Source organism: Bradyrhizobium sp. TM233 (genome assembly GCF_036247965.1).
In the GTDB taxonomy this organism is placed as follows: Bacteria; Pseudomonadota; Alphaproteobacteria; order Rhizobiales; family Xanthobacteraceae; genus Bradyrhizobium; species Bradyrhizobium ottawaense.
Genome location: NZ_BTIG01000001.1, coordinates 430,221 through 445,811, shown reverse-complemented (window position 1 = coordinate 445,811; position 15,591 = coordinate 430,221). Strand labels below are relative to the sequence as shown.

The 15,591-nt window shown below is 64.6% G+C and carries 17 protein-coding genes; 11 read left to right on the top strand and 6 right to left on the bottom strand.

The window, feature by feature from the left end:
- Window positions 1–133 precede the first annotated feature (133 nt).
- The gene (locus AABA86_RS02145; protein ID WP_338305586.1) at window positions 134–2,284 is read left to right on the top strand and encodes a methyl-accepting chemotaxis protein; all 2,151 of its coding nucleotides are present in this window, start codon (window positions 134–136) and stop codon (window positions 2,282–2,284) included.
- Window positions 2,285–2,390: 106 nt separating this feature from the next.
- Here AABA86_RS02145 and AABA86_RS02140 read toward each other — a convergent pair whose 3' ends face one another.
- Window positions 2,391–3,035, bottom strand: coding sequence for a glutathione binding-like protein (locus AABA86_RS02140; RefSeq protein ID WP_212248698.1), 645 nt, complete (start codon window positions 3,033–3,035; stop codon window positions 2,391–2,393).
- Between the two features lie 103 nt (window positions 3,036–3,138).
- Between AABA86_RS02140 and AABA86_RS02135 the strand changes: the two genes are divergently transcribed.
- The gene (locus tag AABA86_RS02135; protein WP_338305585.1) at window positions 3,139–3,825 is read left to right on the top strand and encodes a TetR/AcrR family transcriptional regulator; all 687 of its coding nucleotides are present in this window, start codon (window positions 3,139–3,141) and stop codon (window positions 3,823–3,825) included.
- A 180-nt stretch (window positions 3,826–4,005) separates the two neighbouring features.
- Here AABA86_RS02135 and AABA86_RS02130 read toward each other — a convergent pair whose 3' ends face one another.
- Both AABA86_RS02130 and AABA86_RS02125 read right to left on the bottom strand, forming a co-directional pair.
- Window positions 4,006–5,973, bottom strand: a complete 1,968-nt coding sequence (locus tag AABA86_RS02130; RefSeq protein WP_212248700.1) for a methyl-accepting chemotaxis protein — start codon at window positions 5,971–5,973, stop codon at window positions 4,006–4,008.
- Between the two features lie 322 nt (window positions 5,974–6,295).
- The gene (locus AABA86_RS02125; protein ID WP_212248701.1) at window positions 6,296–7,261 is read right to left on the bottom strand and encodes a 2-hydroxyacid dehydrogenase; all 966 of its coding nucleotides are present in this window, start codon (window positions 7,259–7,261) and stop codon (window positions 6,296–6,298) included.
- A gap of 142 nt (window positions 7,262–7,403) precedes the next feature.
- Between AABA86_RS02125 and AABA86_RS02120 the strand changes: the two genes are divergently transcribed.
- The 4 genes from AABA86_RS02120 (at window position 7,404) to AABA86_RS02105 (ending at window position 10,216) form a co-directional block, all read left to right on the top strand.
- A complete protein-coding gene (locus tag AABA86_RS02120; RefSeq protein WP_028140339.1) occupies window positions 7,404–7,772 on the top strand; it encodes a YciI family protein in 369 nt (122 codons plus the stop codon).
- Window positions 7,769–9,070 (top strand): RNA polymerase sigma factor, encoded by a 1,302-nt coding sequence (locus AABA86_RS02115; protein WP_338305584.1) that lies wholly within the window; start codon window positions 7,769–7,771, stop codon window positions 9,068–9,070. The genes AABA86_RS02120 and AABA86_RS02115 overlap by 4 nt, the downstream gene beginning before the upstream one ends.
- 162 nt (window positions 9,071–9,232) lie before the next feature.
- Complete coding sequence (locus AABA86_RS02110) at window positions 9,233–9,772, top strand: SRPBCC family protein (RefSeq protein ID WP_212248703.1); 540 nt, start codon at window positions 9,233–9,235, stop codon at window positions 9,770–9,772.
- Between the two features lie 30 nt (window positions 9,773–9,802).
- Entirely contained in the window at window positions 9,803–10,216 is a 414-nt protein-coding gene (locus tag AABA86_RS02105; RefSeq protein ID WP_212248704.1) for a VOC family protein, read from the top strand.
- A 108-nt stretch (window positions 10,217–10,324) separates the two neighbouring features.
- Here the strand turns inward: AABA86_RS02105 and AABA86_RS02100 are convergent, their stop codons facing one another.
- The 3 genes from AABA86_RS02100 to AABA86_RS02090 all read right to left on the bottom strand — a co-directional run bounded on the left by AABA86_RS02100 (window position 10,325) and on the right by AABA86_RS02090 (window position 12,486).
- Window positions 10,325–10,687 carry a hypothetical protein gene (locus AABA86_RS02100; protein WP_212248705.1) on the bottom strand — a complete coding sequence of 121 codons (363 nt, stop codon included), beginning with the start codon at window positions 10,685–10,687 and terminating at the stop codon, window positions 10,325–10,327.
- 551 nt (window positions 10,688–11,238) lie between these two features.
- On the bottom strand, window positions 11,239–11,676 hold the full coding sequence (locus AABA86_RS02095) for a hypothetical protein (RefSeq protein ID WP_338305583.1): 438 nt from the start codon (window positions 11,674–11,676) through the stop codon (window positions 11,239–11,241).
- Window positions 11,677–11,697: 21 nt separating this feature from the next.
- Window positions 11,698–12,486, bottom strand: a complete 789-nt coding sequence (locus AABA86_RS02090) for an SDR family NAD(P)-dependent oxidoreductase (RefSeq protein ID WP_338305582.1) — start codon at window positions 12,484–12,486, stop codon at window positions 11,698–11,700.
- A 156-nt stretch (window positions 12,487–12,642) separates the two neighbouring features.
- On the opposite strand from AABA86_RS02090, the gene AABA86_RS02085 reads away from it, so the two are divergent.
- From AABA86_RS02085 to AABA86_RS02065, 5 genes are all read left to right on the top strand, one after another.
- Entirely contained in the window at window positions 12,643–13,008 is a 366-nt protein-coding gene (locus AABA86_RS02085) for a nuclear transport factor 2 family protein (RefSeq protein WP_338305581.1), read from the top strand.
- A gap of 125 nt (window positions 13,009–13,133) precedes the next feature.
- Window positions 13,134–13,538 carry a YciI family protein gene (locus tag AABA86_RS02080; RefSeq protein WP_212248709.1) on the top strand — a complete coding sequence of 135 codons (405 nt, stop codon included), beginning with the start codon at window positions 13,134–13,136 and terminating at the stop codon, window positions 13,536–13,538.
- Window positions 13,539–13,598: 60 nt separating this feature from the next.
- Window positions 13,599–13,961 carry a hypothetical protein gene (locus tag AABA86_RS02075; protein ID WP_338305580.1) on the top strand — a complete coding sequence of 121 codons (363 nt, stop codon included), beginning with the start codon at window positions 13,599–13,601 and terminating at the stop codon, window positions 13,959–13,961.
- 163 nt (window positions 13,962–14,124) lie between these two features.
- Complete coding sequence (locus AABA86_RS02070; protein WP_212248711.1) at window positions 14,125–14,862, top strand: TetR/AcrR family transcriptional regulator; 738 nt, start codon at window positions 14,125–14,127, stop codon at window positions 14,860–14,862.
- 118 nt (window positions 14,863–14,980) lie between these two features.
- Window positions 14,981–15,472: a DUF2852 domain-containing protein gene (locus tag AABA86_RS02065; RefSeq protein ID WP_212248712.1), complete on the top strand. Its 492-nt coding sequence runs from the start codon at window positions 14,981–14,983 to the stop codon at window positions 15,470–15,472.
- Window positions 15,473–15,591: the final 119 nt, after the last annotated feature.

Here is a 15,591-nt window from a genome sequence, read left to right as displayed (position 1 = left end):
TTTTGCCGAAGACCGTGACTCAAAAGTGATTCCACTGATCAGTTCGCTGCTCCTCATTTAGGCAAATTAAATCCTTCGGCGCTTACCTGAAGTTCACAGGTTCGATTTTTGCGAATGTCATTTGGAGGCCCCCATGCGGACCAACCTTCCGGTCTCGGCCGTCGAATATCCGATTACCGACGAAACCCTCATCGTCTCTCACACAGATACGAAAGGGAAGCTGACATACTTCAACGATCAGTTCGTCGAGGCGTCCGGGTTTTCCAGCGCGGAGTTGACGGGGCAGCCTCACAACATCATCCGCCATCCGGAGATGCCGCCTGCAGCCTTCGAAGACCTGTGGGCGACGCTGCAGCAGGGCAAGCCCTGGTCCGGTGCCGTGAAGAACCGGCGCAAGAACGGCGACTTCTACTGGGTGTTGGCGACCGCCTCTCCCATTCGCCAGGACGGGCAGATCGTCGGCTACAGCTCCGTTCGCACCAAGTTGCCTGCCGATCAGCGCGCCGAGGCGGAGCAGGTGTATGCGAAGATCCGTGAGAACAAGCCGCACGACTACAGGCTTGATGCCGGCGTGCTCCGCCGTCGTTCGTTTCGCGACAGATTGGCCATCTTCACGGGCACCCTGAATGCGCGCCTGGTGACGCTCGTCACGATTCTCTCGCTGTTTCTGCTCGCGATCGGCGCTATGGGTTTGCTGGGAACGCGCCAAAGCAATTCGCGATTGAAGTCGATCTACGAGGATCGTGCGGTGCCGCTCGCCCAGCTCTTCGAGATCAACGACCGGATGAGAGACAATACCGTGCTGCTGTTTGAAGCCGCTGCAAACGGACGCGCCGGAAAGCCGGTCGACGACGTCACGGGCAAGGTGAGCGCCAACCTCGAAAAGGTCGGGAAGGCCTGGGCCGAGTACGTGGCGACCTATCTGACGCCGGAAGAGAAAGCTGTCGCCGACAGTTTCACGCCCAGGCGCGTGAGCTATGTCGAGCAAGGATTGAAGCCGGCGCTATCACTCTCTGCCGCGCGAAAGTACGATGAGCTCGGCACCTTGTTGGCAGGACGGGCGCGAGAATTGTACGACGCGGCGAAGGCCGATCTCGACAGGCTCGTGATGATTCAGGTCAAGGAAGCCAAGGCGGAATATGACGCGGCCGAGCACGAATATGCTTGGCTTGCGGGCGTGGCGATCGCCCTCCTCGTGACGAGCATCGCGATCGGTGGGCTCGTCAGTCGGCAGACCATCCGTGCCATCGTTCGCCCGCTCCAGCGCCTGAACGATGCGATGCTCAGCATCAACCAGGGCAAGCTCGACAACCGCATCGTCGTCGAGCGCGACGACGAACTCGGCGCCGCTCTCCGGAACCTGCAGACGCTGCAGGCGATCGTTCGCTTCGATCGCGACGAATTGAAGGCCAGCGAGAGACGGTCGGCTGCGCAGCGCAAGGCGGAGATGATCAAGCTCGCGGGCAATTTCGAGGGCGCGGTGGGCGAGATCATCGAAACCGTCTCGTCGGCCTCGACCGAGCTGGAGGCCTCGGCAAACACGCTGACCTCGACCGCGGAGCGTGGAGAGAAGCTCGCGACCATGGTGGCGGCGGCTTCCGAAGAGGCCTCCACCAACGTGCAATCCGTCGCGAGCGCGACGGAGGAGCTGTCATCGTCCGTCAACGAGATCGGCAGGCAGGTCCAGGAGTCGGCGCGGATGGCCAATGAGGCCGTCGAGCAGGCCCGCCTCACCGATCAGAAAGTGGGCGAGCTCTCCATCGCGGCGGCGCGGATCGGCGACGTCGTGGAGCTCATCAACACGATCGCCGGCCAGACCAATCTGCTCGCATTGAATGCGACGATCGAGGCCGCGCGGGCTGGCGACGCCGGCCGCGGCTTTGCCGTCGTGGCCTCTGAAGTGAAGGCCCTGGCCGAGCAGACCGCCAAAGCCACCGGCGAGATTTCCCAGCAGATCGCCGGCATCCAGGGCGCGACGCAAGATTCGGTCGGTGCCATCAAGATGATCAGCACCACGATCAAGTCCTTGTCGGAGATCTCGTCGACCATCGCGGCGGCGGTCGAGGAGCAGGGCGCAGCGACCCAGGAGATCGCGCGCAACGTCCAGCAGGCCGCTCAAGGCACGCACCATGTCTCCTCGAACATCGCCGACGTCCAGCGGGGGGCAACGGAAACCGGCTCGGCTTCCGCGCAGGTCCTCGACGCGGCGCAAGCGCTTTCGAGCGACAGCAACCGGCTGCGAACGGAGGTCGGTCGCTTTCTCGACAGCGTCCGGGCGGCCTGAACGGGCGCGGCTCTCCATGGTTGCAAACAAGACCTTTGATGCGAAGTCGTTGTCCCGCCGCGTGGGGACAACGACTTGATCGTCACGGCGATGCGGCGTTCAAAACCTAGGCCGCCGCCTTCTTGCGCGCGAGCTCGGCCTTGTACAGCTCGAACTCTTCTGCAACCGCCTTCGCGACCGACGGCCGCTGGCGCAGGCGCTCGTAATAGGCCTTCACGTTCGGCCATTTGGCGAGCTCGATCGGCGGCGTCGCCATGGTCCAGTTGATGACCGTGACCAGATAGGCGTCGGCAACGCTGAAATGGTCGAGCAGGAAGTCGCGCCCCTTCAGGTAGTTGTCGAGATAGTCGAGCCGCGACAGGTTCTTCTCGAGAGCATAGGCCTTGGTCTCCTGCGGGGCCTTGCGATCGAGCACCGGGATGAAGAGGCCCTTGTGAAGTTCGGTGCCGATGAAGCACAGCCATTGATGCAGCCGCGTGCGCTCAATGCCTTCTGCGGCGCCGAGCCCGGATTGCGGGAAGCGGTCGGCGACGTATTGCAGGATTGCCGCGTTCTCGGTCAGAATCACGCCCTCGTCGGTGCGCAGCGTCGGCACCAGGCCGATCGGATTGACGGCGCGGAAGTCGGAGCCGTCGCTCAGCACGGTCTTGGTCGGCGGGTCGACCTCGAGATAGTTCGCCTCGGCGCCGGCTTCATACAGCGCGACGCGGGTCGCCATCGAGCAGGCGAGGGGCGAGAAATAGAGATCCATCTGTAGCCTCCTTGGGCAATTCTTGAGGTTTCGCGCAACCTGGCCAGATTGATTTTTGTACCATCTTGCATAATATGAGGCGGGTCAAGGATTAAATTGCGAAATGGTACAAAAATCGAAGCCGCCACCTGCTGCCAAAGAACCCGAGCGCCGCGGCCAACCCGAGGGCCGCGGCCAACCTAAGCGCCGTGGCCGTCCGCGCGCCTACGAGCCGGATGTCGCGCTCGGCAAGGCGCTGGATCTGTTCCGCACGCAAGGTTTTGCCGCGACCTCGCTCGATGATCTCAGCGAAGCCACCGGGATGAACCGCCCGAGTCTTTACGGCGCCTTCGGCGACAAGCGCGAGCTCTACATCAAGAGCTATCAGCGCTACCGTGAGAACGCGCGGGCTTCGATGGTGGAGATTTTCCGCGAGGAGATGCCGGTGCGCCAGCGGCTGGAGCGCATCTTCGCCTCCGCGCTGAACATCTATCTGTCCGGCGAGACCGGTCCGCGCGGCTGCTTCACGGTGGTGACCGCGGCGTCCGAAGCCGTCGGCGATCCCGAGATCCGCGCCATGGTGCTCGACGGTCTCACCGAGCTCGACAAGGCTTTTGCAAACTGCTTCCGCCGCGCCAAGGAGAAGGGCGAGTTGCCGGCAAGCGCCGATCCGGTCGTGCTGGCACAGATCGCATCAGCCACTGTGCACACCATCGCCATCCGCTCGCGTGCGCGCGTGTCGCGCAAGGAGCTGGAGGCGATCGTGAAGGGGGCGATCGATGTGATGGTGGGGGCCGGCGCCAAGGAATAGTTGTCGTCCCCGCGAACGCGGGGACCCATAACCCCAGGGAGAAGTTTGGCGAAGACTCGGGGTTAAAGACTTGGCGTCAATGGCCTTGGGTACGCGTACCGTGCGCAGTCGATAAATCACGCGGTATGGGTCCCCGCGTTCGCGGGGACGACAGCGAGTATGTAGCCCGATCCCGTCCAACTACGCCGCGCGGATCTGCGCGAGGAAGCGATCCACTTCATCCCGCAGCCGCTGCGACTGCTTCGACAGCTCGATCGCCGAACCCAGCACTTCCTCCGCCGCCGTGCCCGTTGCGGCGATGCCGGCAGTGACGCCGGAGATGTTCTGCGTGACCTCGCCGGTGCGTGCGGCCGCCTGCTGGACGTTCTGTGCGATCTCCTGCGTCGCCGTGCCCTGCTGGCCGACGGCTGCGGCGATCGCAGCCGAGATCTCGTCGACGTGCTGGATCGTCGCGCAGATCGACTGGATGCCATCCACAGCGCCTGATGTCTCGCCCTGCACCGCGTTGACCTGTGCCCCGATCTCCTCGGTCGCCTTCGCCGTCTGCGTCGCCAATGCCTTGACCTCGGAGGCGACCACGGCAAAGCCGCGGCCGGCTTCGCCCGCGCGGGCCGCTTCGATCGTCGCGTTCAGCGCCAGCAGGTTGGTCTGGCCGGCGATGCCGTTGATGAAGGAGACGACGTCGCCGATCTTCTGCGCCGCGTCTGCCAGGCTCTGCACGCGCTCGTTCGAGCGCCGTCCGTCGCTCGCGGCCTTGCCCACCACTTCGGTGGCGTGGGCGAGGCGCCGGCTGATCTCGGTCATCGACGAGGACAATTCCTCGGCTGCTGCCGCGACGGTCTGCACATTTTCCGAGGCCAGCGCCGACGCGGATGATACGGCGCCGGTCTGCTGTCGGGATTGCTCGACGATGGCCGACATCGAGCGCGCCGTATGCTCCATCTCGACCGCAGCCGAGGACACCGTGGTGACGACGTCGCGGATGCTGGCTTCGAAATTGTCGGCAAGCGCGGCGAAGGCGCGCCGCTTCTCGGCTTCGGACTGCGCCTTGGCTTCCAGCTGCTCGGCCTGAAGCTTGCCAAAGTTGACGGCGTTGTCGCGGAACACCGCGACCGCCTTCACCATCGCCCCGACTTCGTCATTCGCCTTGCTGGCGGGGATGGTGACGTCGGTCCGGCCGTCTGCGAGCTCGCGCATGACGGACGTGATGGAGAGGATCGGACGCGAGATGCTGCGGGCGATGAGATAGCCGACGATGGCGGCAAGCACCAGTCCGATCGCGGCGATCGCGATCGCGAGCAGCCAGGCGCGGTCGGCCGAGGCCTCGTAATCGGCATTGTCCATCACCAGCTCGACGGCGCCGAGCGGCTTTCCGGAAAAATCCCTGATCGGTCCGAGCAACGCCGCGACCGGCGTGTTGTCGAGCTTGGCCTGCTTCACGGTGAAGCTGCCTGCGGTAGCGCGGCCGTAATCGGCCGCGTCGAAGAAGCTCTTGCCCTTCAGCGTGCCGCCGAACAGCTTGAAGCCGGAGCCATCGGAGAGGTGGAAGGCGACGTCGACGTGGCGATTGGTCTTGAAATCGTCGAGGAAGGACTGGCCGAAAGTCAGGCCGAATTCGACCGAGCCGAGATGCTTGCCCCCTTGCGCGATCGGCACCACGCCGCGGATCCCGAGCCCGGCGACGCCGCCTTCGAGGCCGACCACGACCTTGCGATCCTGGTTGGCGACGACGACGGTTTTGCGGAACCCGGAGAGGTCGTCGCCGAACTTGGCGGGCTGGTGCACGCGCAGGAACGAGGTCGCGGGCGCCACATGGAACTGGAACTGATCGACGCCGTATTCCGATTTGGTCGCGGCAAAGACCGGTCCGAACAGACCGACCAGGGCGTTGCGGTCCTGTTTGGCCATCGCATCCTGCGTCGCCGGCATCGCGGCCACGATCGCGCTCATGGCGGCGGCCCGGTGCGATTCCTCGGCGATGCGCGACTGAAGAGCGTCATAATGGCTGTGCAGCTCGCGCTGGTCGGCGCGGTCGATGATCCCCGCGATGATCCACATCGCCCCGAGCACGGCAAACAGGGCGGTTGCCGCCGCCGTCACCGCCAGGGCAACCGTGATCCGCATCCTGAGGCCGAGGCTCGCGCGCATATCCGACTCGTTGTTTGAGCGTTGGTTAATGACGCTTATCAACTTCTCGCTAAGAGAGGGTGAACGGGATACCGGCGGAGCGCGGTGGTTGTGGGGGGCAGAGGGCTGGCGGCTGGCGCAATGTGCGCGGGACTGCCGCTAAAACAACGGTGTCGTCCCCGCGAAGGCGGGGACCCATACCGCGGAATCTATCGATGGTCGTTGGTCGCAGTACCGAACTACGACCTGCCGCAAAACTGCTCCCTGTGGTTATGGGTCCCTGCGTTCGCAGGGACGACAGCGAGTATGAGGCGCGCGCCTGCCACCTCCAGGCTACCGAACCTCAATATCCCCGCGCCCGGTCCACCACGTTCTCCAACGCACCGCCGGCCTCGAAGCGTGCGATCTGCTCGGCGACATAGGCCGAGATCGCGTCGGCGTCGGTGTCGGCTGCGTTGTGGGGCGTCAGCACCACCTTGGGGTGGGTCCAGAACCGGCTGTCCGCCGGCTGCGGCTCCTGCACGAAGACGTCGAGGGAGGCTGCGCCCAGCGTGCCGTCGTCGAGGCAGGCGAGGATGTCGGCCTCGTTCTGCAAGCCGCCGCGGCCGGCATTGATCAGCACCGGCGCGCCCAGCGGGCTGTTGCGGTTGAGCTTGGCGAAGACGTCGCGGTTGAGGATGCCGTGCGTCTCGGGCGTCAGCGGCAGCAGGCAGACCAGGATATCGGTCTTGCGCAGGAACGCATCGATCTGGGCCGAGCCGTGGAAGCATTCGACGCCATCGATCGCGCGCGGGCTGCGGCTCCAGCCGGCGACGCGGAAGCCGAGCCGGCGCAGCACGTCGGCCGCATCCGCTCCCAACGTGCCGAGCCCCATGACGCCGACCGTGACCGCGCTCGCCGGCCATTGATATTTCGGCTCCCAGCGTTTCGCGCGCTGCGAGTCCCGCAAATAGAGCTCCTGGCGATGGTGCATCAGCACGTGCAGCACGACATATTCGGTCATGCGGCCGGTCAGGTCGGGCACGGCGACGCGGACCAGCGGCACGTCGGGCAAGCTCTTGTCCGCCATCAGCGCATCGACGCCGGCGCCGAGATTGAAGATCGCCCGCAGATTGGGGAAAGCGCCGAGATCGCCGGGCACCGGCTTCCACACCGTGGCATAGTGCACCTCGGCCGGATCGAGCGTGGAATCCGGCAGCAGCACCACACGGCGGCCGCCGCAGACAGCATCAAACCGGGCCTTCCAGCGCTCCGGCAGCCAGTTCTGCTGCGTGCTGTTGATCAGGACGGCCAGTGTGCCCTTGGTCATTCGAAGTGCCTCGTCGGTTCCGCTTGAGAAGGCCCTCCTTGGCACGACCTGCCGGATTTTTCCTGCTATTTTTTTCCGCAGTCCTGTCGGACCGGGGCATAGTGGATCGTCTTCACAACAAGACCCGAGGAAAATGTCGCCCATGCTTTATGCAATCCTTTGCTATCACGATGAGGACTTCGTCGGCTCCTGGAGCAAGGAGCAGGACGAGGCCGTGATGAAGAAGCTCGCCGTGGTGCAGGAGAAGCTCACCCAGCAGGGCCGGCTCGGGCCGGTCGCGCGGCTGCTGCCGACCACGGCAGCGGCGACCCTGCGCAAGGAAGATCCGCCGCTGGTGCTCGACGGGCCCTATGCCGAGACCAAGGAGCAGCTGCTCGGCTTCTACATCGTCGACTGCAAGAATCTCGACGAAGCGCTCGACGTCGCCCGCGACCTTGGCGCTGCCAATCCCGGCGGCGCCTATGAGGTGCGTCCCGTCGGCGTGTTCAGGCCCGGAGGGAATCTGACGTGAGCGAAGCCGACACCGCCTGGATCGAGACCGCGCTGACCTCGGCGCGCCCGCAGGCGGTCGGTGCGCTGCTGCGTTATTTCCGCGATCTCGATACCGCCGAGGAGGCGTTCCAGAACGCCTCCCTGCGCGCGCTCAAGACCTGGCCGCAGAACGGGCCGCCGCGCGATCCTGCGGCCTGGCTGATCATGGTCGGCCGCAATGCCGCCATCGACGAGGTGCGCCGGACCCGCAAGCAGCAGCCGCTGCCGGAGGACGACCAGGCGATCTCCGATCTCGACGACGCCGAAGGCGCGCTGGCCGAACGGCTGGACGGCTCGCACTATCGCGACGACATCTTGCGGTTGATGTTCATCTGCTGCCATCCGCAATTGCCGGCGACGCAGCAGATCGCGCTGGCGCTGCGCATCGTCTCGGGCCTTACCGTGAAGCAGATCGCGCGCGCCTTCCTGGTTTCGGACGCGGCGATGGAGCAGCGCATCACCCGCGCCAAGGCGAAGGTCGCGGAAGCCGGGACGCCGTTCGAAACGCCCGGCGCAATCGAGCGCTCCGAGCGGCTCGCCGGTGTCGCGGCGATGATCTATTTGATCTTCAACGAGGGCTATTCGGCGAGCGGCGACACCGCGGAGATCCGCAAGCCGCTCTGCGAGGAGGCGATCCGGCTGGGGCGCCTGCTTCTCAGGTTGTTTCCGAGCGAGCCGGAGATCATGGGGCTCACGGCGCTCATCCTGCTGCAGCATGCACGCAGTGCCGCGCGCTTTGCCGCGGATGGCTCGCTGATCCTGCTGGATGACCAGGACCGTTCGCTGTGGAACGGCACCATGATCGCGGAAGGGCTGGCGCTGATCGACAAGGCGATGCGCCACCGCCGCAGCGGGCCCTATCAGATCCAGGCCGCGATCGCCGCGCTGCATGCCCGCGCGTCGAAGCCGGAGGAGACCGACTGGGCGCAGATCGACCTGCTCTACGGCGCGCTCGAAGTTGCGCAGCCGTCTCCCGTGGTGACGCTCAACCGCGCGGTCGCGGTCTCCAAGGTGCGCGGGCCGCAAGCCGCGCTCGATCTGATCGAGCCGCTGGCCTCGAAGCTCGCCAACTATTTCCATTTCTACGGCGTGCGCGGCGCCTTCCTGATGCAACTCGGCCGCAACGACGAGGCGCGTGTCGCCTTCGACCGCGCCATCGCGCTTGCCAACACTTCCGCAGAAGCCGCCCACATTCGCATGCACATCGATCGCCTGATCCGGGACAGCCAGCCGAAGGGTGGGAACGGGAGCGTCAGGCAGGGTGCGAAGGCGAAATAGGCCCGTCCGCCTCCACGTCTCTTCCGTCCGCGCGAAGAACGTGGATGGCCGGGACAAGTCCGGCCATGACGTGAGGTGAGGGCAGTGCCCAAAAAATCCGTTTCCGGATTGTCGGCCCCCGCCGTTCCCGTTCGTCCTTTGCCCGTATCCAGGGAGCCATCCATGCTGAAAGTCATTGCCGTCATCGCCATCGTGTTCGCCGTCGGAATTGCGGGCGTCCTCGCCTTTGCTCTGACGAAACCGGACACCTTTCGCGTCGAGCGCAGCCTCGCGGTGAAGGCGCCGCCGGACGCGATCTATCCGCAGGTCGCCGATTTCCACCGCTGGACCGCTTGGTCGCCCTATGAGGGCCGCGATCCCGCCATGAAGCGCACCTTCGGCGGAACTGCGGAAGGGAAGGGCGCGACCTACGCCTGGGACGGCAACAACAATGTCGGCGCCGGCCGCATGGAGATCCTCGAGGCGAACGCCGCCTCAAAGCTTCGCATCAAGCTCGACTTCGAGCGTCCGTTCGAAGGCCATAACACTGCCGAGTTCACCTTTGCGCCGCAAGGCGATGCCACGCTGGTGACGTGGGGGATGTCCGGTCCGGCCCCGTTCCTGTCCAAGGTCATGCAGGTCTTCATCAACATGGACGATATGATCGGCAAGGATTTCGAGGCCGGCCTCGCCAGCCTGAAGAAGCTCGCCGAGAAGCAATGAACCTCACTGCAAACGAAGAGGAGAGAAACGATGCTCAATCCCTATCTGTTTTACCAGGACAAGTGCGAAGCCGCGTTCAACTTCTACGCCAAGGCACTCGGCGGCAAGATCGATGCGATGATGCGATCGTCGGACGCGCCGCCGGACGTGCCCGCCGCGCCCGGTCGCGAGAAGATGATCATGCATGCGCGGATGTCGCTACCCGACGGCAGCGTGCTGATGGCTTCCGACGTGCCGCCCGAGCATTTCAGCAAGCCGCAGGGCTTCTCGATCTCGTTCACGGTGAAGGACCCCGCGGAAGGCGAACGCAAGTTCAACGCGCTCGCCGATGGCGGATCCGTCACCATGCCGTTCAGCAAGACGTTCTGGGCCAGGGGATTTGGCATGTGTGTCGACAAGTTCGGCATTCCCTGGATGGTGAACTGCCCGGCCGAAGGAATGTGACAGGCGCGACAGCCTGCATCTGTCGAGTCGCGATTCCCTCTCTCCACTGTTGCGGGAGAGGGGACGCCTGAATTTATCGCGTCATACCCGGATCGGTCGTGAGCTCGCTCAACGGATCGATCCGGTGACGTCCTCACCTTGCTGCGGCGACTGAACGCAGCGAGGGCAGATCACGAGCTTGGTGCCGAGCTGCTTGTCGTTCTCCGCTTCGATCTCGTCATGGACCGCCCACCACGCCTCTGAGTATGGCCGCAAGGTGCCGAGCACGCGTTCCCGCTCCTGATTGGGATCACTCGCCGCGGGTGCGGGATTCGTCGCGCCCCGCTTCGCGACATGAGGGCGCCTCGAGCCCTTGTTGGGGTCTTGGCCGAGGCCATCCCATGCGATCGGGCGACGCTCCTGCGCCGGTGCGGCTGCACATCCAAGCAGCGCTGTGCAGAAAGTAAGCAAGATGAAGCCGCGTCGTATCATGCCGGACCCAAAGTTCGATGCGCACTGCGCAAGCTTCCGCACGGGAAACTTGCATCGCGTCGGTCAAATGGAACTTAAGGCAAACGATTGGCCGGCGTGGCCGAGGAATGATCGCACGATTCGCATCACTTTGCGGGAGCAGTGAGGCCGCTTCGTGAAACCATGCGGACTGCATCGCACAACAATTGACGCAATATTGGGCTGTAATCTGCACGTCAGAATCGCTATTGGTGACTCACAAAATCTAAAAAGCTGGGGTGGACGTCACTTGGAAGGGGAGCGACCGATGGCGGCGGCGCTACAGATCAATTTTGCCCTGTGGGGGATGCTTATCTGCGTCAGCATGAAGCTGGGGCCGGTGATCCAGACTCTTTATTGAAGGCAGCCAAAGTGTGATGGTGCAGAGCCCAGTGCGCACATTGCGTGCGAGCACAGGGAACCTGTCGTATGGCCTTGAGCCATCCAAGCAAATGCCTTTCAAACCAAGCGCCCTTCATGTGACGGGGTCACGGAACTCATTCACGTCACAATCGTGTCGGCTGCCAAATTCGTCACCGGCAACGCGGATAGATCGCGGCGAGATCGCGGCCCTTCAACAGCAGCAGCCGTGAGCTCAGGCCGCCGCGGCGGCTGATCCAGTCGCGCACCGGACCGGGATAGGCGGCAAGCACGGCTTCGGACGCCTGGGGTTCGGCATAGAAGCGCCCGCGCCGGTCCACCGAGCGCGCCGCATGGAAGCCGAGCACGGCGCGCTTGGTGACGCAGATACGCTCGCCCGGCACGATGCTCAGCACCAGCGTGCAGGCAGACAGGCAGGGACCGTCGATCACCACGCGCTCGCCGCTCTCGCGCACCTTCTCGAACAAATCGAGGAACGGCCCGACCTGTCCGCCAGGTGACTGGATGATGCGGATTTCAGCTGACGCGGGCGCGGTGGCGAGCAGCGCGGATGCAAGCATCAGGGCTTTGAGCAATGAGATGCGTCGCATGAAGTCTCCACCCTGCGGGACCTACCCGTTTCGGCGCTGGCCGCGCAGGGTCGGCAGGCCGATACCCGCCGCATCGAAGCCGCCATCGACGGCTAAAATTTGTCCGGTGATGTAGCTCGCGCTTGCCGAGCACAGGAAGTAGATCGCTTCCGCAAGCTCTTCCTCCAGGCCGTAGCGATTGAGCGGAATGGCGTCGTGATAGTCGGCGCGGATCTCCTTGGTATGCACCTGCTTCGCCATCGCCGTGTCGACCGGTCCCGGCGCGACCGCGTTGACGCGGATGTTGAGAGAGGCGAGCTCGACCGCGAGCTGCTTGGTCAGGTGCGCGAGCCCGGCCTTGCTGGTGCCGTAGGCCGAGCGCAGCGTCGAGGCGCGCACCGCCGAGATCGAGGTGATGTTGACGATGGCGCCGCCATTACCCTCGCGCATCAGGGGCACCGCGGCCTTGGTGCAGAGGAAGGGGCCGGTGAGGTTGACCTCGAGCACGCGGCGCCAATCGGTCTCGGGCGTCTCCATCAGCGGCGCGAACACCGCGATGCCGGCATTGTTGACCAGCGCATCCAACTGGCCGAACCGCCGTTCGATCGTCGTCATCGCGGCGGCGACCGCAGTTGCGTCCGAGACGTCGCAGGTCAGCGCCAGCGTCGCCTCGCTTTGGTCGATGTCGGCGACCGCTCGGCCGAGCAACTCGCCCTCGATGTCGAGCAGCGCCACGCGCCATCCCTCGGCCAGGAACTTCTTCGCGGTCGCGAGCCCGATGCCGCGGGCGGCTCCGGTGACGAGGGCGACTTTTTGCGGGGCTGGCGGCATTGGCTGATCTGTCCTGTGTCCGGGAGGGGCGCGCGAGTGCGGGCTCCTTTTACTGCGCTTTCGGTCCGGCAAGAAAGGCCTCAAGCCGAAGGCGCGATGTCGGGGCGGCCCCGGATGGATCGTCTTCCAGGGACGTCGTTATTAAGGAGACCCGCAATGTCCGACGACCGCGAACGCCTGATCCGAGACCTCTTCGCCGCCTATCTCGCCAATGACCGGCAGCGGGTCGCCGACGCATTGGCCGACGATTTCCGCTTCACCAGCCCGTTTGACGACGAGCTCGATAAGGCGACCTATTTCGAACGCTGCTGGAGCGACAGCGGCTGGATCGCGCGCCATGACATCGAGCGCGTCTTCGTCCGGGGCGAGGAGGCCTTTGTCACCTATCTCTGCCTTGCGACCGATGGCAGGAGTTTTCGCAACACGGAGTTCTTCACCTTCGCAGGCGGCAAGGTTCGGCGCATCGACGTCTATTTCGGCGCTGCCCGGCAGGATGGACGTTTCCTGCCGCAGCCGCGTTAGGGCCGGGCACCTCAGATTATTTCCGCGGGCGTGTCGGTTCCGCGAGAGGTCATTCGTCTTGAAGGGAAGCGGGCCTGCGCCTCACGGCGCATCCCGGAACCACCGCAGAAGCCAGGACACGACCCATGCGATTCATGATGTTGATGATCCCGCTCGGCTACGAGGCCGCGCCGCCGGACGTCCAGCTCGATCCCGAGCGCGTCGCGGCGATGATGCGCTACAACGAGGCGCTGAAGGACGCGGGCGTGCTGATCACGCTCGACGGCCTGCATCCGCCGTCGACGGGCGCGCGGGTTTCGTTTGCGACCGGCGAGCCCATTGTCACCGACGGCCCTTTCATTGAAGCCAAGGAAGTGCTGGGCGGCTACTGGATGATCGAGGTTGCCTCGCGCGCAGAGGCGATTGCCTGGGCCAGGCAGTGCCCGGCCTCGCCGAACGAAATCATCGAGATCCGGCAGGTCCAGGAGATCAGCGACTTTCCGCCTGACGTGCAGGAGGCAGCCGCCGGCTTTGACGGCCTGAAGCTGTAGCGAAGCGGACCCGCGGAAGATCTCGCGGCTTCGTCAATCCATCAACAAGGGAGAGAACCGATGAGCACCGACACCTATCTCGCCGTTTTCCTCGGCAGCAAGACCAGCCCGAAATGGGCCGCGTGGAACGCGATGTCCGAGACGGAGCGCAAGGCAAAGGAGCAGGAGGGCATGGCGGCCTGGAAGGGCTGGGTCGAAAAGCACCAGGGTGCGATCCAGGCCATGGGTGGCCCGCTCGGCAAGACCAAGAAGGTGGACGGCAACGGCGTCGCCGACATCGCCAACGAGATGGGCGCCTTCACCGTGGTCCGGGCCGCGTCCCATGATGCCGCGGCAAAAATGTTCGAGAACCACCCGCATTTCGCGATCTTCCCGGGCGAGCGCGTCGAGATCATGCCGGTGCTGCCGATCCCGGGCGGTTAGTTATGAGCTTCGTCATTCCGGGGTGCGCGCAAGCGCGAACCCGGAATCTCGAGATTCCGGGTTCGGCTCTTCGAGCCGCCCCGGAATGACAGTTAAAATACGGGTTAACCAATCCGGCCGCCGCTAGTGACCTTCACACGCGGCTCATGTAAAGATTGTTCACATGAGCTGGCGCAAGGAGCACCGCCGCGCCGAGCGCGGCTATCACCACGGCAATCTGAAGGAAGCCCTGTTGCAGGCCGCTCTCGGGCTGATCGCCGAGAAGGGCGCGGCCGGCTTCACCTTCGCCGATGCCGCACGCATGGCTGGCGTCAGTGCGGCGGCGCCCTATCGGCATTTCCGCGACCGCGAGGAGCTGTTGTCCTCGATCGCCCAGCGTGGCTTCGAGCAGTTCGAGCAGCGCCTGACCGCGGCCTGGGACGACGGTCGCCCCGACACGGTCACCGCGTTCGAGCGCGTCGGCAAGGCCTATCTCGCCTTTGCCCGCGAGGAGCCTGCCTTTTACAACGCGATGTTCGAGTCCGGTCTGCCGGTCGATGCCAATCCGGCGCTGCAGGCCGCGAGCGAGCGTGCGTTCAACATCATTCGTGCTGCGGCCGAGCGGCTTGCTGCGCTGGCGCCGCCCGGCACGCCGCGGCCGCCGGCGATGATGATGGCGCTGCACATCTGGTCGATGGCGCACGGCGTAGCCTCGCTGTTTTCGCGCGGTGATGCCGCGCGGCGAAAACTGCCGATGTCGCCGGATGAGCTGCTCGAGGCCGAGGTCCTGATCTACCTGCGCGGTCTCGGCTTCCCGACCGATCGCCGACCCGGCAGGAGCGCCGAGCCGCCGCCGGTGCCGCCGGAGGCATCCTCCGGTTCAGGCGTGCCGCCCGGCGGTCCCTGGGGCAAGCCGAAATAAAATTACGCAAATAATCACTCGGCCGTGTCCAGCGGCCGGCTTGACAAAATCGCGGGATGGTCTAGCTATGTAAATGTTATTTACATTCACAACGGCAGATGCCGTCATGGAGAAGGAAATGGCCTACACCGCTGATGTCAATCGATGGCGCGGCCCTTCGGACCAACACCAACAGTACGAGCGCCCCCACATGCTCGATACGCCGTGGCATCCGGGCTGGATCGCCGTGACCATTCTCGGCTTCATCATCTGGTGGCCGATCGGACTCGCCCTTCTCTTTTTCACACTCGGGAGCAGAAGAATGTCGTGCTGGAGCCACCAGGATCGCTGGCAGAACAAGATGGAAAAGATGCAGTACAAGATGGACCGCATGCGCGGCCGCATGGAGCGCCGCGGCTTCGGCTTTGGCTTCGGCCCGCCGTCCTCCGGCAACCGCGCCTTCGACGAGTACCGCACCGAGACGCTGCAGCGGCTCGAGGAGGAGCAGGTCGAGTTCAAGAACTTCCTCGACCGTCTGCGTCACGCCAAGGACAAGGAAGAGTTCGACCAGTTCATGGCGCAGCACAAGACGCGTCCGACCCCGCCGCCGACCGACCAGCAGCAGGGCTGATCTTCAAGGCTGACACCTCTCAAAGCCTTCAGGCGCATGCCCCCAAAGTCCTGATGGCCCCGAGCCGCCCGTCTGCGCAACCCGCAGGCGGGCGGTTTGGTTTTTGGGATCTGCTTCGA

What these genes read in the sequence shown, in the direction of transcription:
- AABA86_RS02110 (WP_212248703.1), top strand. Translation starts at nt 9,233, where the DNA reads ATGCTGAAAGTCATTGCCGTCATCGCCATCGTGTTCGCCGTCGGAATT.
- AABA86_RS02080 (WP_212248709.1), top strand. Translation starts at nt 13,134, where the DNA reads ATGCGATTCATGATGTTGATGATCCCGCTCGGCTACGAGGCCGCGCCG.
- AABA86_RS02070 (WP_212248711.1), top strand. Translation starts at nt 14,125, where the DNA reads ATGAGCTGGCGCAAGGAGCACCGCCGCGCCGAGCGCGGCTATCACCAC.
- AABA86_RS02065 (WP_212248712.1), top strand. Translation starts at nt 14,981, where the DNA reads ATGGCCTACACCGCTGATGTCAATCGATGGCGCGGCCCTTCGGACCAA.
- AABA86_RS02125 (WP_212248701.1), bottom strand. Translation starts at nt 7,261, where the DNA reads ATGACCAAGGGCACACTGGCCGTCCTGATCAACAGCACGCAGCAGAAC.
- AABA86_RS02090 (WP_338305582.1), bottom strand. Translation starts at nt 12,486, where the DNA reads ATGCCGCCAGCCCCGCAAAAAGTCGCCCTCGTCACCGGAGCCGCCCGC.
- AABA86_RS02075 (WP_338305580.1), top strand. Translation starts at nt 13,599, where the DNA reads ATGAGCACCGACACCTATCTCGCCGTTTTCCTCGGCAGCAAGACCAGC.
- AABA86_RS02145 (WP_338305586.1), top strand. Translation starts at nt 134, where the DNA reads ATGCGGACCAACCTTCCGGTCTCGGCCGTCGAATATCCGATTACCGAC.
- AABA86_RS02135 (WP_338305585.1), top strand. Translation starts at nt 3,139, where the DNA reads ATGGTACAAAAATCGAAGCCGCCACCTGCTGCCAAAGAACCCGAGCGC.
- AABA86_RS02140 (WP_212248698.1), bottom strand. Translation starts at nt 3,035, where the DNA reads ATGGATCTCTATTTCTCGCCCCTCGCCTGCTCGATGGCGACCCGCGTC.
- AABA86_RS02085 (WP_338305581.1), top strand. Translation starts at nt 12,643, where the DNA reads ATGTCCGACGACCGCGAACGCCTGATCCGAGACCTCTTCGCCGCCTAT.
- AABA86_RS02095 (WP_338305583.1), bottom strand. Translation starts at nt 11,676, where the DNA reads ATGCGACGCATCTCATTGCTCAAAGCCCTGATGCTTGCATCCGCGCTG.
- AABA86_RS02100 (WP_212248705.1), bottom strand. Translation starts at nt 10,687, where the DNA reads ATGATACGACGCGGCTTCATCTTGCTTACTTTCTGCACAGCGCTGCTT.
- AABA86_RS02120 (WP_028140339.1), top strand. Translation starts at nt 7,404, where the DNA reads ATGCTTTATGCAATCCTTTGCTATCACGATGAGGACTTCGTCGGCTCC.
- AABA86_RS02130 (WP_212248700.1), bottom strand. Translation starts at nt 5,973, where the DNA reads ATGCGCGCGAGCCTCGGCCTCAGGATGCGGATCACGGTTGCCCTGGCG.
- AABA86_RS02105 (WP_212248704.1), top strand. Translation starts at nt 9,803, where the DNA reads ATGCTCAATCCCTATCTGTTTTACCAGGACAAGTGCGAAGCCGCGTTC.